The organism is Roseateles sp. YR242 (genome assembly GCF_900109745.1).
Taxonomy (GTDB): Bacteria; Pseudomonadota; Gammaproteobacteria; order Burkholderiales; family Burkholderiaceae_C; genus Roseateles.
Map to the genome: position 1 here is coordinate 31810 of NZ_FOAV01000019.1, position 16912 is coordinate 48721.

13 protein-coding genes are annotated in these 16912 nt (G+C 68.2%); 5 read left to right on the plus strand and 8 right to left on the minus strand.

Features of this window, described 5'->3' with window-relative positions; all coding sequences use genetic code 11:
• Positions 1 to 14: 14 nt before the first annotated feature.
• The 4 genes from BMY53_RS23440 to BMY53_RS23455 form a co-directional block, all read right to left on the minus strand.
• The gene (locus tag BMY53_RS23440) at positions 15 to 1427 is read right to left on the minus strand and encodes an efflux transporter outer membrane subunit (RefSeq protein ID WP_092949276.1); all 1413 of its coding nucleotides are present in this window, start codon (positions 1425 to 1427) and stop codon (positions 15 to 17) included.
• Positions 1428 to 1464: 37 nt separating this feature from the next.
• Complete coding sequence (locus tag BMY53_RS23445) at positions 1465 to 4725, minus strand: efflux RND transporter permease subunit (protein WP_092949278.1); 3261 nt, start codon at positions 4723 to 4725, stop codon at positions 1465 to 1467.
• 92 nt (positions 4726 to 4817) lie between these two features.
• A complete protein-coding gene (locus tag BMY53_RS23450; RefSeq protein ID WP_092949280.1) occupies positions 4818 to 6050 on the minus strand; it encodes an efflux RND transporter periplasmic adaptor subunit in 1233 nt (410 codons plus the stop codon).
• Between the two features lie 135 nt (positions 6051 to 6185).
• Complete coding sequence (locus BMY53_RS23455) at positions 6186 to 7043, minus strand: alpha/beta hydrolase fold domain-containing protein (protein ID WP_092949282.1); 858 nt, start codon at positions 7041 to 7043, stop codon at positions 6186 to 6188.
• A 316-nt stretch (positions 7044 to 7359) separates the two neighbouring features.
• Between BMY53_RS23455 and BMY53_RS23460 the strand changes: the two genes are divergently transcribed.
• A complete protein-coding gene (locus BMY53_RS23460) occupies positions 7360 to 8370 on the plus strand; it encodes a LysR family transcriptional regulator (protein WP_092949284.1) in 1011 nt (336 codons plus the stop codon).
• Here BMY53_RS23460 and BMY53_RS23465 read toward each other — a convergent pair.
• Complete coding sequence (locus BMY53_RS23465) at positions 8357 to 9751, minus strand: sensor histidine kinase (RefSeq protein ID WP_092949286.1); 1395 nt, start codon at positions 9749 to 9751, stop codon at positions 8357 to 8359. The genes BMY53_RS23460 and BMY53_RS23465 overlap by 14 nt on opposite strands.
• 2 nt (positions 9752 to 9753) lie before the next feature.
• Positions 9754 to 10434: a response regulator gene (locus BMY53_RS23470; protein WP_092949288.1), complete on the minus strand. Its 681-nt coding sequence runs from the start codon at positions 10432 to 10434 to the stop codon at positions 9754 to 9756.
• Between the two features lie 133 nt (positions 10435 to 10567).
• Between BMY53_RS23470 and BMY53_RS23475 the strand changes: the two genes are divergently transcribed.
• Genes BMY53_RS23475 through BMY53_RS23485 form a run of 3 tightly spaced genes read left to right on the plus strand, consistent with a single transcriptional unit; the run spans position 10568 to position 13074 of the window.
• Positions 10568 to 11527, plus strand: coding sequence for an alpha/beta hydrolase (locus BMY53_RS23475; RefSeq protein ID WP_092949290.1), 960 nt, complete (start codon positions 10568 to 10570; stop codon positions 11525 to 11527).
• The gene (locus tag BMY53_RS23480) at positions 11511 to 11786 is read left to right on the plus strand and encodes an acyl carrier protein (RefSeq protein WP_092949292.1); all 276 of its coding nucleotides are present in this window, start codon (positions 11511 to 11513) and stop codon (positions 11784 to 11786) included. Before BMY53_RS23475 ends, BMY53_RS23480 begins: the two co-directional genes overlap by 17 nt.
• Positions 11787 to 11838: 52 nt before the next feature.
• Entirely contained in the window at positions 11839 to 13074 is a 1236-nt protein-coding gene (locus BMY53_RS23485; protein ID WP_092949294.1) for a beta-ketoacyl-[acyl-carrier-protein] synthase family protein, read from the plus strand.
• 15 nt (positions 13075 to 13089) lie between these two features.
• Here BMY53_RS23485 and BMY53_RS23490 read toward each other — a convergent pair whose 3' ends face one another.
• Complete coding sequence (locus tag BMY53_RS23490; protein WP_092949296.1) at positions 13090 to 13710, minus strand: response regulator transcription factor; 621 nt, start codon at positions 13708 to 13710, stop codon at positions 13090 to 13092.
• The gene (locus BMY53_RS23495; protein WP_092949298.1) at positions 13707 to 15686 is read right to left on the minus strand and encodes a PAS domain-containing sensor histidine kinase; all 1980 of its coding nucleotides are present in this window, start codon (positions 15684 to 15686) and stop codon (positions 13707 to 13709) included. Before BMY53_RS23495 ends, BMY53_RS23490 begins: the two co-directional genes overlap by 4 nt.
• A gap of 182 nt (positions 15687 to 15868) precedes the next feature.
• Between BMY53_RS23495 and BMY53_RS23500 the strand changes: the two genes are divergently transcribed.
• Positions 15869 to 16900, plus strand: coding sequence for a TRAP transporter substrate-binding protein (locus BMY53_RS23500; protein ID WP_092949300.1), 1032 nt, complete (start codon positions 15869 to 15871; stop codon positions 16898 to 16900).
• The last annotated feature ends 12 nt before the right edge of the window (positions 16901 to 16912 follow it).

Here is a 16912-nt window from a genome sequence, read left to right on the forward strand (position 1 = left end):
CCGCCCTCCTGCGTTCAGGCCGCCGGTGTCCAGCCGCCGCCCAGCGCCTTCACCAGCCCCACGGTGGCCTGGTACTGCAAGGCCTGCACCTGCAGCGCCACACGCCGGTTGCGCAGTTCGCTGCGGCGAGCGTCCAGCAGGTCCAGCTGGCTGATGAAGCCATTGCGGTAGCGTGAGTCCGACAGGGCGGTGGCACGCGCGGCGGATTCCACTGCCTGGGCCTGCACCTCGGCCTGGCGCGACAGCAGCTGCAGCCCGCTCAGGCTGTCTTCCACTTCACGCAGGGCCTGCAGCAGCTGCTGGCGGTAACCCGCCATCGCCAGGTCCAGGCCCGCCTCGGCGGATTCGATGCCGGCCTTGCGGCGGCCACCATCGAACAGCGGCAGCGACAGCAGCGCATCCACCGACCAGGCACGGGCCGACCAGCGGAACACATCGCTCAGCTCGGGCGAGGCGTAGCCGCCGGTGGCGGTCAGCGTGAGGCTGGGGAACCAGGCCGCCTGGGCCACGCCCACGCGGGACTGGGCCGCCAGCAGGCTGCGCTGGGCCGCCGCCACGTCGGGACGGCGGGCCAGCACGGCGCTGGGCAGGCCGGCCGGGATGGCGGGCAGCGGCGAAAGCGTCTGGTCCTCGGCGAGCGAGAAGCCCGAAGCCGGCTCACCCAACAGCACCGCGAGCGCGTTCTCCAGCTCCGCACGGCGGCGGTCCAGTGCCACGGCTTCGGCTTCGGTGGAGGCCACTTCCGTCTGCACGCGGGCCAGGTCCAGCTCGGCCACATCGCCCGCCTGGTAGCGGCGCTGGGTCAACGCGAGCGTTTCGCGGTAGGCCGTCACGGTGTCACGCACCAGTCGGCGTTCCAGGTCGGTGAAGCGCAGCGACAGATAGGTCTGCGCCACGTCGGCCTGCACCATCAGGCGCGTGCTCTGCAGCAGCGCTTCACGGGCCTGGGTGTCCAGTTGGGCGGCACGGCTGGCCTGCGAGAGGCGCCCGGTGATGTCCGCTTCCCAGCTGGCGTTCAGGCCGGCGCTGTAGACCGGCGTGAGCGCGGGGCCCTGGCCGGCCGTGGTGCCACGGTAGGCACCGGCCGAGGCGCCCAGCTGCGGCAGCCGGTCAGCATCGGCGCTGCGCGACAAGGCCCGGGCCTGTGCCAGCCGCGCGGCGGCCGATTGCAGGTCGGTGTTGTTGCGCAGTGCGCGCTGCACCAGGTCGTTCAAGCGGGCGTCACCAAAGGCGAGCCACCAGTCGCCACGTGGTTCGGCATCGGCCGGCGGCACCACGGCCCAGTGACCGTCGGCCACCGCAGCACTGGACTGCCCGGCCTTGAAGGCGGTGGGCGTGGCCGGCAGGCGCGACTCGTCGATCGGGGGCGGCGTCGCGCAACCGGCCAGCACCAGCGCGGCCAGCAGCGTTGTCATCATCAGTTTCATGGCAATGATCCTTGTCTTTCTTGGCGCGAGGCTCGCTTCATTCGTGGTCATGACGCGGGGCGGCCGGGTGCGGATGGGCACCGGCACCACCACCAAAGTCATGTCCCGCGCCCTGCTCGGGCTGGGCAAAGGCCTCGATATGCGGCGTCTCGCCATGCTGCTTGAGCGGACGGTTGCCGGAGAGGCGGCGCATCAGCACATAGAACACCGGCGTCAGGAACAGGCCAAAGGCCGTCACGCCGATCATCCCGGCGAACACCGCCACACCCATGGCGTTGCGCATCTCGGCACCAGCGCCATGCGCCAGCACCAGGGGCAGCACACCCATCACAAAGGCCATGGAGGTCATCAGGATGGGGCGCAGGCGCAGGCGGCTGGCTTCGATGGCGGCCTGCAGCGGGCTGCGGCCGGCAAATTCCAGCTCCCGGGCGAACTCCACGATCAGGATGGCGTTCTTCGCAGACAGCCCCACCAGCACGATCAAACCGATCTGGGTGAAGACGTTGTTGTCCCCATGGCTGAGCCACACCCCGGTCATCGCGGCCAGCAGGCCCATCGGCACGATCAGGATGATGGCCACCGGCAATGCCAGGCTTTCATACTGGGCGGCCAGCACCAGGAACACCAGCAGGATGGCCAGCGGGAACACCCACAGGGCGGAGTTGCCGGCCAGGATTTCCTGGTAGGTCAGCTCGGTCCATTCATAGCTGATGCCAGGGGGCAGCGTTTCAGCAGCAATGCGAGCGATCGCGGCCTGCGCCTGGCCGGTCGAGAAGCCGGGCGCGGGGCTGCCGTTGATGTCGGCGGAGAGGAAGCCGTTGTAGCGCATGGCACGTTCCGGGCCGAAGCTCGGTTCGACCTTCATCAGCGCGGAAAGCGGCACCATCTCGCCGGAGGCGGAACGCACCTTCAGCTGGCCGATGTCCTCGGCACGGGCACGGTAGGGCGCATCCGCCTGCACACGCACGGTGTAGGTGCGGCCGAACTTGTTGAAGTCGTTCACATACAGGCTACCGAGGTAGATCTGCATGGTGTCAAACACGTCGGTCACCGCCACGCCGAGCTGGCGTGCCTTGGTCCGGTCCAGGTCCGCATAGAGCTGGGGCACGTTCACCTGGTAGCTGGTGAACAGGCCGGCCACCTCCGGCGTCTGCGCGGCTTTGGCCATGAAGGCCTTGACCGCACCGTCCAGCGCCTCGTAGCCGAGGCCGCCACGGTCTTCCAGCTGCAGCTTGAAGCCGCCGGTCGTGCCCAGGCCCTGCACCGGCGGGGGCGGGAACATCACCACAAAGGCGTCCTGGATCTGGCCGAACTGGGCATTCAGGTTGCCCGCGATCTCGCCCGCGGAGAGTCCCTTGCCAGTGCGCTCGTCGAAGGACTTGAGCGATGCGAAGACGATGCCTGAGTTGGAACTGTTGGTGAACCCGTTGATCGACAGGCCGGGGAAGGCGATGGCGTGGTCGATCCCCGGCGTCTTCAGCGTGATGTCGCTCATGCGACGGATCACGTCCTCGGTGCGGTCCAGCGTGGCACCGTCCGGCAGTTGCGCGAAGCCGATGAGGTATTGCTTGTCCTGCGCCGGCACGAAGCCACCGGGCACGGCCTTGAACAGGCCCACGGTCAGCGCCACCAGGGCGGCGTAAAGCACCAGCATGATCGCCTTGCGGGAGATCACGCGGGCGACACCACCGCTGTAGGCCTTGGCACCGCGGTTGAACAGGCGGTTGAAGGCCCCGAAGAAGCGGCCCAGGACACGGTCCATGCCGCGGGTCAGCGCATCCTTGGGTTCATCATGGCCCTTGAGCAGCATCGCGGCCAGCGCAGGCGACAGGGTCAGCGAGTTCACCGCGGAGATCACGGTGGAGATGGCGATGGTCAGCGCGAACTGGCGGTAGAACTGCCCCGTCAGGCCGGTGATGAAGGCCAGCGGCACAAACACCGCCACCAGCACCAGGGCGATGGCGATGATGGGGCCGGACACTTCCTGCATGGCGCGGTAGGTCGCGGCGCGCGGGCTCAGCCCCGCCTCGATGTTGCGCTCCACGTTCTCCACCACCACGATGGCGTCGTCCACCACGATGCCGATGGCCAGCACCAGGCCGAACAGCGACAGCGCGTTGATCGAGAAGCCGAAGGCATGCATCACCGCGAAGGTACCGATGATGGACACCGGCACGGCCAGCAGCGGGATGATGGAAGCGCGCCAGGTCTGCAGGAACAGGATCACCACCAGCACCACGAGAGCCACGGCCTCCAGCAGCGTGTGCACCACGGACTCGATCGAGGCCCGCACGAATTGCGTCGGGTCATAGACAATTTCGTAGTTCACGCCTTCCGGCATGCTCTTCTTCAGCTCCGCCATCGTGGCACGCACGTTGTCGGAGATCTCGATGGCGTTGGAGCCGGGCGCCTGGAAGATCGGGATGGCCACGGCGGACTTGTTGTCCAGCAGCGAGCGCAGCGCGTATTCCGCCGCACCCAGCTCGATGCGACCGAGGTCGCGCAGGCGGGTGACCTGACCGTTGGCACCGGTCTTGACGATGATGTCGGCGAACTCGTCTTCGTTCTTGAGGCGGCCCTGCGCATTGACGGGCAGTTGCAGATCAATGCCCTGCAGGCCGGGCGACGCGCCCACCACACCGGCGGCGGCCTGCACGTTCTGCTCGCGGATGGCCTGCACCACGTCATTGGCGCTCAGGCCATGCTCGGCCACCTTCTGCGGGTCCAGCCAGACGCGCATGGAATAGTCGCCGGAGCCGAACAGCTGCACCTGGCCCACGCCCGGGATGCGGGCCAGCCGGTCCTTGACGTTGAGCACCGCGTAGTTGCGCAGGTAGGTCATGTCGTACCGGTCATTCGGCGAGAGCAAGTGCACGACCATGGTCAGGTCGGGGCTGCTCTTGACCGTGGTCAGGCCGAGACGGCGCACTTCTTCCGGCAGGCGCGGCTCGGCTTGCGAGACGCGGTTCTGCACCAGCTGCTGCGCCTTGTCCGGGTCGGTGCCCAGCTTGAAGGTGACGGTCAGCGTCATGTTGCCGTCGGTGTTGGCCTGGCTGCCCATGTAGAGCATGCCTTCCACACCGTTGATGGCTTCTTCCAGCGGCGTGGCCACCGCTTCGGCAATCACCTTCGGGTTGGCGCCGGGGTATTGGGCGCGCACCACCACCTGCGGCGGCACCACTTCCGGATATTCGGAGATGGGCAGGACCCGCAGGGCCAGCAGCCCCGCGACGAAGATCAGCACCGACAGCACACCCGCGAAGATCGGGCGGTCGATGAAGAATTTGGAGAGATTCATGGCAGTCTTTCTTGGCGACTGTGTTGAACAACCGGGACATGGCTGACGCTGGCGCGTCCCTTCAGGACGGCGCCGCGCCGGTCACCGGAAGATCAAGATTTGTCAGTCTTGGGCGAGCCGTCCTTGGCCTGCAGTTCAGTCTTGGCGTTCATCGGCACCACCTGCGGCTGCACCAGTGCGCCAGGGCGCACGCGCTGCAGGCCGTTGACCACCACCGTCTCGTTGGGCTTGAGGCCCGCGGTGACGATGCGCAGGCCATCCACGCTGGCGCCCAGCTGCACCTCGCGGTAGGACAAGGTGTTGTCCTTGCCCACCACCATCACGAAGCGCTTGCTCTGGTCGGTACCCACCGCACGTTCATTGACCAGCAGGGCCGGACGGCTCTTGGACTGGCCCAGGCGGATGCGGGCGAACTGGCCCGGCATCAGCGCGCCGTCCTTGTTGTCCAGCACGGCGCGCACGCGCACGGTGCCGCTGCGGGCATCCACCTGGTTGTCCACCAACTGCAGGCGGCCGGTGTAGGGGGTGTCGGTGGTGGCAGCCGTGCCGATCTGCACCGGGATGCGGTCCAGCTGGCTGCGCGCGCCGCCACCGCCCGGCAGCTCGGCCAGGGCACGGGCGACGGTGCGCTCGTCAGCATCGAAGCTGGCGTAGATCGGGCTCACCGAGACCAGCGTGGTCAGCACAGGCGCGCTGGGGCCGGCAGCCACCAGGTTGCCCTGCGTGACTTCAATACGACCAACACGACCGGCCACCGGGGCCCGCACCTGGGTGTAGCCCAGGTTGAGGCGGGCGGATTGCAGCGCGGCCTGGGCGGCACGCAGGTTGGCATCGGCCTCGCGGGAGGCGTTGCTGCGCTCGTCCAGCTCACGCTGGGCGATGGCGTGCTCGCTCCACAGCCGGGTGGACCGCTCCAGCTCACTCTTGGTGTAGCTGACACGGGCCTGGGCGGCCACGACCTGCGCATCGGCCCGGTCCACCTCGGCCTGGAAGGGCGCGGGGTCGATGGTGATCAGCAGCTCACCGGCCTTGACCAGCGAACCCTCGCGGAAGTTCACCGACTGCACCGCGCCGGCCACGCGGGACCGCACGTCCACGCGCTCCACGGCTTCCAGGCGGCCGGAGAACTCCTCCCAGGCGGCAACGTCCTGGGTGGTGACGGTGGCCACCGAGACAGGGATGGCCTGGGGCGCGGCCGCAGGCGGATTGGCTTCCGCCTGCTGGCTGTGCAGACCCACGACACCAGCGGCCACAACGGCGGCGATGGCGGTGAGGGAGGTGGCGGTGATGGCGAACGGGCGCCGGCGGTTGAGCAGGTTCTTCATTGTTGTGACTCCGTAGACGATTCGAGCAATTCAGGGGATGCGGGAAGACGGCAAGTGATTGAGATGGGCGACGGTGGTGGACATCGCCGCAGGGCGCTTTTCAGGAGGGGCCTTTGGTTCATCCATCACCTCCCGTCAGGCCGGCTGAGGCCGTGAGCCGCGCGACGAGGTCAGCGGCGGGAAGGCGTTCAGGAAATCGAAGAGGCGTTGGCGCAGCGCCTTGATCCAGGGCGGCTGCAGCACCTCCAGCGAGGGCAGTTTCATCAGGCTGCAGGGCCAGCCGGTGGGGCCGGGCAGGATGGTCTGCTGCACCTCCACGCCGGCACGCTGCATGGCGCGGGCATAGGCCACCGCTTCATCACGCATCGGGTCGTCGTCGGTGCTCAGCACCAGGGCCGGCGGCAGGCCGGCCAGGCGGTTGGTACAGGCGGGGGCGGCATAGGGGTGGTCGCCTTCTTCGCATTCCCCCAGGTAGGCGCGCCAGCCCAGGGTCCAGCGGCACTGGCCGCTGCCGGCTTCGGCCTGGCGCAGGGAGGCGGTGGCCAGGCAGGGGTTGAGCATGGGGCTCACCAGGATCTGCCCTGCCAGCTTGTGGTGGCCCTGGTCGCGGGCCATCAATGCCAGTGCGGCGGCGAGGTTGCCGCCGGCCTCCTCGCCCGCCACCAGCACCGGGCTGGAACGCCCGGACAGACGGGCGCGGCTCTTGTAGAGCCCTTGCAGCATGGCGTCGAGGGCCTTCAAGGCGGTCGGGAAGACCTTGTCCACGCCGGTGGGGTAATCCACATCCACCACCACGGCGCCGGCCTCGGCCATCAGGCGCGACATCAGCTCGCCGCTGTCCAGCGAGCCGCTGGTGAAGGCGCCGCCGTGAAGATGCAACACCACCGGCGCATGGGGACGCCGGGTGGCGCCCTTGTAGACGCGCACCGGCATCACGCCGTCGCCGGCGGGCAGCAGGTCGTCGTGGCAGGAGGTGAGCGGCAAGGCGTCCATGGCCGTGAATCCTTTGGGGGAAAGCTGCGGAGACAGCAAAGGCCTGCACGCACAAGGGGCAGGCGTTCATGTTGCAATGCAGCGAAATTTAGAGATTCCGACCGTTTCGATAAATGGGCGCCGCTGCGAATCAATGTTTCGCCGGCGAAACAATGGGTCGGGCAGGATGGCGACCTCGCGCGCACGTACAGAAATGGCGAGGCCCCGCGTCACTGGCGTGGGGAAGGCGGGGTTCGGCACGAAATCAGCGTGAAATTCAGCGCGAAGTTCAGCGCGAAGTTCAGGGGTCAGGCAGGAAGAGGAAGAGGAACGTCGAATGGACAAGCTCAATGCCATGCAGGCTTTTGCACGGGTGGTGGAGGCCGGCACCTTCACCAAGGCGGCGGAATCGCTGGACCTGCCCAAGACGGCAGTGACCCGGCTCATCCAGTCGCTGGAGGAGCACCTGAAGGTCAAGCTGCTGAACCGCACGACGCGCCGTGTCACGGTCACGCCCGATGGCGCTGCGTATTACGACCGTGTGACGCGCCTGCTCTCCGACATCGAGGAACTCGAAGGCTCGGTCTCGCATGCGCGCGCCACGCCGCGTGGCCGCATTCGCGTGGATGTGGCCTCATCTGTGGCGCGGATGCTGATCATCCCCGCACTTCCGGAGTTTTATGCAAAGCATCCGGACATTCAGATCGACCTCGGGGTGTCCGACCGCCCGGTGGACCTGATCAGCGACAACATCGACTGCGTGGTGCGCGGTGGCGAGATCACCGACCAGTCGCTGGTGGCCCGGCGCATCGGAGACTGGGGCTACGGCTGCTGCGCCTCGCCGGAGTACATCCGCCGCCACGGCCTGCCGCAGCATCCGCTGGACCTGGAGTCGGACCAGCACTTCGTCGTGAGTTATTTCTCGGCCCGCACTGGCAAGCGCTTCCCTTTCGACTACAGCAAGAACGGCCAGCGTTACGAGGTCTACGGCCGCTACCAGGTCTCGGTGAACGACGGCAACGCCTACATGACGGCCGGCCTGACCGGGCTGGGCGTGATCCAGGCCCCCTATTTCATGATCAAGCCCCACGTCGATGCGGGTGAGCTGGTGCCCTTCCTCTGCGACTGGGAGTCGGACCCGCTGCCGCTGTACGTGGTGTACCCGCCCAACCGCCACCTGAGCACCAAGCTGCGCGTTTTCGTGGATTGGGTGGCGGACCTGTTCGACCGGCACACGCAGTGGCAAAAGCAGCTGCTGGCCAGTTGCGATGCCAAGGCCGGCACCACGGCGGCGGTGACGCCGGTGGCGCCCAACGGTGCGAAGCTGGCGGTGCTCAGCGCGGCTTGAGGGGTGCCTGACTGCGCCGCGGCATGCTCAGCCGCACGCGCAGCCCCTGCCCCGCCGTGGCATCCAGCAGCTCCAGCCGGCCGTCATGGCGCTGGGCGATGTCCACGGCAATGGCCAGGCCCAGCCCACTGCCGGTGGCCTTTGCTTCGCTGCCGCGCTGGAAGCGTTGCAGCGCGCGCGCACGTTCCGCCGGCGCGATGCCAGGCCCGTTGTCTTCCACCTCCAGGTGGGCCCAGTCGCCTTCGGTACCGGTGCGCACGGTGATGCGGGCCCCCGGTCCGGCGTAATTCAGGCTGTTGTGCAGCAGGTTCTCCAGCAGCTCTCGCAGCAGGAAGCCCTGGCCCAGCACGGCCGCCTCGCTCAGCTCGAAGCCCAGGTCCATCCCGGTCTCCAGCATCCGGGGAACCCAGTCCTCGGCCACCTGGGCGGCGATGTCACGCAGGTCCAGCGGCCGGTCCCGTTGGGCGGGCTCGGCCTCGGCGCGGGCAATGGAAAGCATCTGCTGCGCCAGGCGAGCACTGCGGTCGACCGACTTCTGCAGGCGCTTGAGCAGCGGCTCCACCTGAGGGTCATGCGGCTCCAGCAGGGCCAGGTCGATGTCGGTGCGCAGCGAAGTGAGCGGCGTGCGCAGCTGATGGGCCGCGTTGGCCAGGAAGTCCTGTTGCGCCGACGAGGCGCGGCGCAGGCGCTCGAAGAGCCGGTTGAAGGCCGCGATCAGTGGGCGCAGTTCCCCGGGCACGTCCGGTTCGAGCGGATCCAGCCGGGCCAGGTCGCGCCGTTCCAGTTCCGCGCTGAGGCGGGACAGGGGGCGCAGCCCCTGGTGCGTCGCCCACCAGCCCGCAGCCGCCAGCAGCACCGCCATGCCGCCGATCAACAGGCTGACCACCACCACCAGTTGCTGCTGCAGCTCGTCGCGCTTGTGCAGCGTTTCCGCCACCAGGATCTGGCAGGTCTGGGCAAAACCGCAGGCCGCGCCCAATACCGCCACCCGAAGCGCCTCGCCGTCCAGGGTGGCAATGGTGAAGTACCACTCCCCGGCAGCGCGGTGCGGCAGGGTCAGGCGCTTGAGGGATTCGTCGCCGTGCAGGGGCCGGCCATCGGGGTCCAGCACCAGGTAGTAGACGCTGTCGGTGCGGTCGAAGCGCAAGGCGCTGTCGGTGGGGCCGGACACGTCCACGATGATCTGCCCGTCCCGCTCATGGATCAGGCTGGCCACGGCCAGGGCGGTGTCGCCCAGGGACTGGTCGAGCCAGGAGATGGCCGTGTCGTGCATGACGCGGTAGAGCACCGCGCCCCCCAACGGCACGGCCACCAGCACGGGCACCATCAACCACAGCAGCAGGCGCTGCTTGAGGCTGAGGCGGGCGCGGCTGGTCGTCACGCTCAGCGCTTGGCCGGAGGCACTTCCTCCAGCAGATAACCCAGGCCACGGACCGTGCGCAGTTGCAGGCCGGCAGGTTCGATCTTGGCGCGCAGGCGGGAGACGCAGACCTCGATCGCGTTGTCGCTCACGCCCTGCTCCCAGCCATTGCTGGCCGAACCGATCTGCTCCTTGGCCACCACCTTGCCGGCCCGCGCCAGCAGGAAGCCCAGCACATCCCACTCACGGGCGGAGAGTGCCAGCGGCTCCTCGGCCACGTAGGCGCGGCGCGCTTCCAGATCCATGCGCAGCGAGCCCAGGTGCAATTCGTTGCCGGAGCGCGCCTGGCTGCGCCGCACCAGGGCACGGGCCCGGGCGATCAGCTCGCTGAGAGCGAAGGGTTTGACGAGATAGTCGTCCGCCCCGCCTTCCAGGCCCCGCACCCGGTCTTCCACCGCGTCCCGCGCGGTCAGCAGCAGCACCGGCACGGTGCTGCCCTGGGCACGCACACGCCGCAGCGTCTCGAAACCATCAATGCCGGCCAGGCCGATGTCCAGGATCAGCAGGTCGTACCGGTCCTCGCGCAGGGATAGCGGAACGGGCTCCCCGCGAGCGCTGACATCAACCACCCAGGATTGGGAACGCAGCGCCCGGGCCGTGGATTCGGCCAGGAATTCATCGTCTTCGACCAACAGGATGCGCATGCCGTCAGCATAAGGCCTGTGTCTTGCAACGGTCATCCGGGTGGCTTGCAGAAACCTGAGGGCAACGGCGGGGACAGCTTTCTGCAAGCTTGACGACAAGTCCGCAACAGCGACCACCGCCAGACTGCCGGACATGGTTGCTTCATTCAATCCTCCGCCCCCCGCTGCCGGCACCCGCCGCGACCAGCGCCCCGCCGTACTGCTGCTGCACGGCCTGTGCGCCAATCCGCTGGAGTTGATGCCCCTGGCCCGCACGCTGCGTGCCGCCGGCTATGTGGTGGAGGCGCCGGCCCTGCCTGGTTACGGTGTCCCCGCCGAGCAGCAGGACCGCATCCCTGTCACCCGTTTCGAGGACTGGCTGGCCCTGGCCGTCCAGCACTTCGACGACCTGGCCGCACGCCATGAACGCGTGGTGGTCGGCGGCCTGTCGATGGGGTCGGTGCTGGCGCTGGCAGTGGCCCTGCGTCGCCCGGCGGCCGCCCAGTTGCTGGTCTCCACCTCGCTGCACTTCGACGGCTGGAACGTCTCGCCATGGCGCCGCCTGCTGCCCATCGCCTTTGTGCCGCCCCTGCGCCAATGGCTGACCTTCCGCGAGCGCGAGCCCTACGGCATCAAGAATGAACGGCTGCGCGCCTGGGTGGCCCAGGCGATGGTGTCCAACCACGTCTCCGCTGCCGGCGCCGACACCCTGCCCGCCACCTCGCTCTACCAAGCCTGGCGAATGATCCGCTTCGTGCGGGCCGGGCTGCCCCACCTGGATGCACCCACGCTGATCCTGCATGCCAGCGAGGACGACGTCAGCGGGCCGCGCTCGGTGCATGAACTGCAGCGCCGCCTGGGCACCCGGCCTGAAGACATCGAAGTCCACTGGTTCCATCACAGCTATCACATGCTGACGCTGGACAACGAACGCAGCGCAGTGGCCAACGCCGCCCGCGACTTCCTGCTGAACCGCGTGCCGGTGGCGGGAGCGAACCAAGACCTGAGCCTGGGTCTGACCCCGGACGCCCTCCAAAACAGGGCTCAAAACCCGGGCCAAAACATGGCCCCAACCCTTACCCAAGAGGAGCACCTCCATGAGCAACATGCTTGAATCCCTGCGCCAACTCGCTTCCCGTGAACTCGGCGTGGCCGAAGCCGAACTCGACAGCAACGCCAACTTCGCCGCGCTCGGCCTGGACTCCCTGATGCTGGTGGACTTCATGTTCGCTGTGGAAGACCAGTACCTGATCCAGATCGACCACGACACCGCCATGAAGACCCCGACGCTGGCGGGTTTGGCCACGCTGGTGGAGCAACTGGTGGCGGCGCAACCGCAACTGGCTGGCCGCGGCACACCGGTGGTGGCCTGAGCCGCCCTGTTCATCGAATCCGTCGAATCCGACATCTGGGGACACCACGGCCATGAGCGGAGAAGAGATATGGATCACCGGTATCGGCGCCTGCAGTGCACTCGGCCCGGACGCCGATGCGCTCGCCGAGGCCCTGGAGGCGGGACGCTCTGGCGTGCGGCTTCATCCCGGCGAACCGTCACGGGGGCTGATGCCCTTCGCGGCAGCCGCGATCGACTCGCCGCTGGGGCAGGACATGCCACCCGCGCAACGCAACCTGTACGACCGGCACAGCCTGATGGCGCTGCAGGCCGCCGCCCAGGCGTGGACGCAGGCGGCCCTGCCGGCGACCGTGAACACGCCGGCGCGCGCGGCGGTGGCCTGGGGAACCGGGCTGGGTGGCTCCAACTCGCTGCAGCAGTCCTATACGGAAGTGCTGACGAAGGAGACACCCCGGGTGCACCCCTACACGGTGGTGCGGGTGATGAGCAACTCGGCGGCCTCGCATCTCGCGATGCGCTACCAGCTGCGTGCAGCGATGCTGACCTTCTCCAACGCCTGCGCCTCCTCTGCGCAGGCCTTGGGCGAAGCGCTGATGCTGATGCGCCAGGGCCGGGCGGATGTGGTGCTGGCCGGCGGCTCGGAGTCGATGCTCAACCCGGGATCGGTGATGGCCTGGCAGGCGATGGGCGTGATGGCACCGCCGGACGTGGACGATCCGTCACGGAGTTGCCGGCCCTTCGACGACGCGCGTCGCGGCCTGGTGCTGGGCGAAGGAGCGGCGGCGCTGGTGCTGGAAACGGCCACCCACGCCCGCGCACGCGGCGCGTCGGCGCTTGCCGTGCTGGCCGGCTATGGTCATAGCGTGGATGCGGTGCACCTGTCGCGGCCGGACGCCGACGGGCAGGAGCGCGCACTGCGGGCAGCCTTGGCGGATGCGGGGCTGACACCGGATCAGGTGGGCTACGTCAATGCCCACGGTACGGCCACGGAGGTGGGCGACGCCGTGGAAGCGGACAGCCTGGCCCGTGTGTTTGGCGTCCGCGGGGTGCCGGTGAGCGCCACCAAGGCATTGCATGGACACTTGATCGGCGCCGGCGGCGCGCTGGAACTGGTCGCCTGCGTACAGGCGCTGCGCCGGAGCCGCCTGCCGGTGAGCGCCCATGTGCGCAACAGCCAGCTGCGCGAACGCGTGGACCTCATCGAAGGCTCACCACGCGCCCTCCCGCCGGGCCTGGCCGTGGTGTCCAACTCCTTTGCCTTTGGCGGCAGCAACGTCTCGTTGGTGGTCAAGGGCGCCTCTGCATAAAGCGCGCGAGCCGTCTCATTTCAGCTCGAAGCGCTCCAGCAGCGTTGCCAGTTCCGCCGCCGAGCGCAGCCCCAGCTTCGTGAAGGCGCGGGCGCGGTGGACTTCCACCGTGCGGATGGCAATGCCGAGTTCATCGGCCACCTGCTTGTTCAGCTTGCCCGCGGCGACCCTGAGCGCCACCTCACGCTCGCGGTCGGTGAGCGTGGCCAGACGATGGGCGGCATCGGCATGCGCCACGGCCTCGCGGTGCCGGTGGGTGTCCAACGCGAGCGCACGTTGAACCTTGTTGACCAGCGCCTGATCGTTGAACGGCTTCTCGACGAAATCCACCGCCCCCTTCTGCATGGCGTCCACCGCCATCGGGATGTCGCCGTGACCGCTCAGGAAGATCACCGGCAGCGTCACGCCCCGGTTGATGAGTTCGTCATGCACCTGCAGGCCGGACAGTGGCTCCATGCGCACATCCAGCACGATGCAGCCCATGGGGTCCGGCTGGGCATCCAGCACGTCCAGGAATTCCTGCCCGCTCGCATGCGCCTGCACGCGCAGGCCATGGGAGCGCATCAGGAAAGCCAGCGCGTCCCGCACAGCCGCTTCGTCATCCACCAGGTGGACCGTGGACTGGATGTCCGTCATGGGGTGTTCTCCTTGTTCGCCGACGGAAGGACGGGGGCCGCTGCATCCTCCGCCACACCCTCCGCCAGGGCCACCAACGGCAGCGTGAAGCTGAGCCGCGCCCCTCCCAGGGGCCCGGTGCCCGCTTCCATCCCGCCATGGTGCGCTTCAATCACGGAGCGGCAAATGGCCAGCCCCATGCCCATGCCTTCCGGCTTGGTGGAGTAGAAGGCCGTCGTCAGCTGCTCGATGCCGCGCCCCTGCAGGCCCGGGCCGTTGTCGTCCACATCCACCCGCACGAAGCGCTGGCCCACCGCTGCAGCACTGATGCGGATGTGCGGCCGCGGCCCCGGCTGGGACCGCGCCTGCAACTCATCCGCGGCGTTGCGGATCAGGTTGATCAACACCTGCTCGATGAGCACGGCATCCGCATTCACCAAGGGCAGGTCCGCCGGCAAGGCCTGCTCCACCCGCAGACCACGCAGATCGCGCTTGAGCAGCGCCAGCACACGCGCCACGATGTCCGACATGGCACAGACCTCGGGCTGCGGTGCGCGGCGGGTCAGGAAGGCGCGGATGCGCTGCACGATGCGGCCGGCCTCTGCCGCCTGCTCACCCAGCCGGCGCAGCGCCTCCATCACCATGTCGTCCGTCGGCCCCCCCCGCTCCAGCGTGCGCAGTGCCCCCGCGTTGTAGCCAGCGATGGCGGCCAGCGGCTGGTTGAGCTGATGCGCCAGCGCCGACGCCACTTCGCCCAAGGTGCTGAGCCGGGCCTGGTGGGCCAGCGCTTCGGTCTGGCGCCGCTCGCGTTCCTCGGCGAGCTTGCGGGCGCTGATGTCCACGATGGAGCCCATCCAGCCGATCTGCCGGCCGCCAGCATCCACCAGCGGCGCCTCGAAGATCATGACCTCGATCACCCGGCCGTCGCTGCGCAGCCAGCGGGCCTCATACCCTTCACGCGGTGCGCCCCCTGCCATGTTGCGCTGGTGGCGGCGCAGGCTGTCTTCCATCTCGTCCGGCAGCCAGTACGGCATCGGCGGCAGGCTGCCGAGCAGTTCTTCGGGGCTGTAGCCCACCAGGTCGCAGAAGGCTCGATTGACGTGGGTGACGCGGCCCTCCAGGTCGCGCCCCCGCAGGCCCACGGTGAGCGAATCCTCCACCGCACGGCGCCACGCCGCTTCGGTTCTGGCCTCGCCTTCCGCGCGACGCACCTCCTGCATCTGGCGCCGCAGCATGGCACTGGCCAGCCCGGACAGCACGATGAACACACTCATGAGCGCCGCCGCCAGCGTGGTCCACCAGGGAATGTGACGGTCGCGCGTGTTGAGCTCCAGCCAGGTCTCGCGCATGGCCGGGTCCACACTGAGGCGGTAGCTCTGGGTGCCCACCGGAACGTCCTCGTTGCCGACCTGGGCCAGGCGCTGCCCCAGGCCATCCACCAGACGGACGTCGTATTTCTGGGCCAGCCACCAGGGCAGCGTCTGGCGCAGCAACGCGGTGGGGGCGAACCGAACCACCAGGCGGCCACCACCCGGGCGATCTGCGCTCCAGTGAGCGGTCACGCCGCCCTCGTCCAGGCTGACCCCGGCGCGCTCGCGTCGCGGGGCGATGGGCTGCGGGGCGATGGCTTGGGGCGGGAGTTGCGGTACATGCGCCACCACGCGGTTGTTGGCGTCCAGCACGGTGACGCTGACCCACAGCCGGCGCAAGCCCTCCGCCACGGCAGGATGGTTCAGCAGCACATGGTCATCCACGCCATGAGGCAACTGGGTGGCCAGCCGGTCCACCACCGCGTGCTCGGCGTTGAGCCAGTCGCTGATGCGCGCTTCCAGCGTCAGCGTGTCGGCAATCAGGGTGAGACGTTCCTCTTCCAGGTCCTGCGCATCGCTGTGGCGCAGCCAGGCCGCCACGGACGCGGCGAAGGCCAGCGCCAGCAGCAAGGGCAGCGCCCAACTGGCGCGCCGAACGGCCTCATATCCGGGGAACAGCAATCGCATGTCAAAAGTGTAGGGAATCTCGGTGGCGGGGCCGTTGCGCGCAACCCCGTGGAGCTGCAGTGTCTCGCGAGGCGGGCGATTGGTACGCCGAAATCCCCGCTCATGTGGAAGTCCACAACTGGGCGGCAGCGCGTGAGATTTTCACAATCCGCCGCATTCCCAGAATTCCAACGGAGACCTCCATGTCCGCTCCCCTGTCCACCCTCCTGCCCCGTCGCCTGCTGTTGTCCGCTGCCCTGGCGGTGGCGGGCCTGGCCACCGGCGCTGGTGCCTTCGCCCAGGCGCCCATCGTGATCAAGCTCAGCCACGTGGTGGCCCCGGACACGCCCAAGGGCAAGGGCGCCCAACGCTTCAAGGAGCTGGTGGAGGAGCGCAGCAAGGGCCGGCTGAAGGTGGAGGTCTACCCGAACAGCCAGCTCTACAAGGACAAGGAAGAGCTGGAGGCGCTGCAGCTGGGCTCGGTGCAGATGCTGGCACCGTCCCTGGCCAAGTTCGGTCCGCTGGGGGTGAAGGAGTTCGAGGTCTTCGACCTGCCCTTCCTCTTCAAGGATGACGCCGCCTTCCGCAACACCACCCAGACCCTGGGCATGGAGCTGTTCAAGAAACTGGAGCCCAAGGGCATCAAGGGCCTGGCCTTCTGGGACAACGGCTTCCACATCATGAGCGCCAACAAGCCGCTGCACCATGTGGCGGATTTCAAGGGGCTGAAGATGCGCATCCAAAGCTCCAAGGTGCTGGACGCGCAAATGCGCGCCCTGGGCGCCATCCCGCAGGTGATGGCGTTCTCCGAGCTCTACCAGGCGCTGCAGTCGGGTGTGGTGGACGGCACCGAGGGTGTGCCGTCCAACTTCTACACGCAGAAGACCTATGAAGTGCAGAAGCACACCACGGTCAGCAACCACGGCCACCTGGCCTATGCGCTGATCATCAACAAGAAGTTCTATGACGGCCTGCCGGCCGACCTGCGTGCTGTTGTGGACAGCAGCGTGAAGGACGCCACCACCTACGCCAACGCGATCGCCGCCACCGAGAACCAGCAGGCCATGGAGAAGATCAAGGCCAGCGGCAAGACCACCGTCTACACCCTGACGCCAGCGGAAGTGAACGAATGGAAGCTGGCGCTGATGTCCGTGCACAAGGACATGGAAGGCCGCGTGGGCAAGGCGACGATCGAATCGGCCTACAAGGCCTCCGGCTTCGTCCTGCCGAAGTAAGCACCTGAGCGC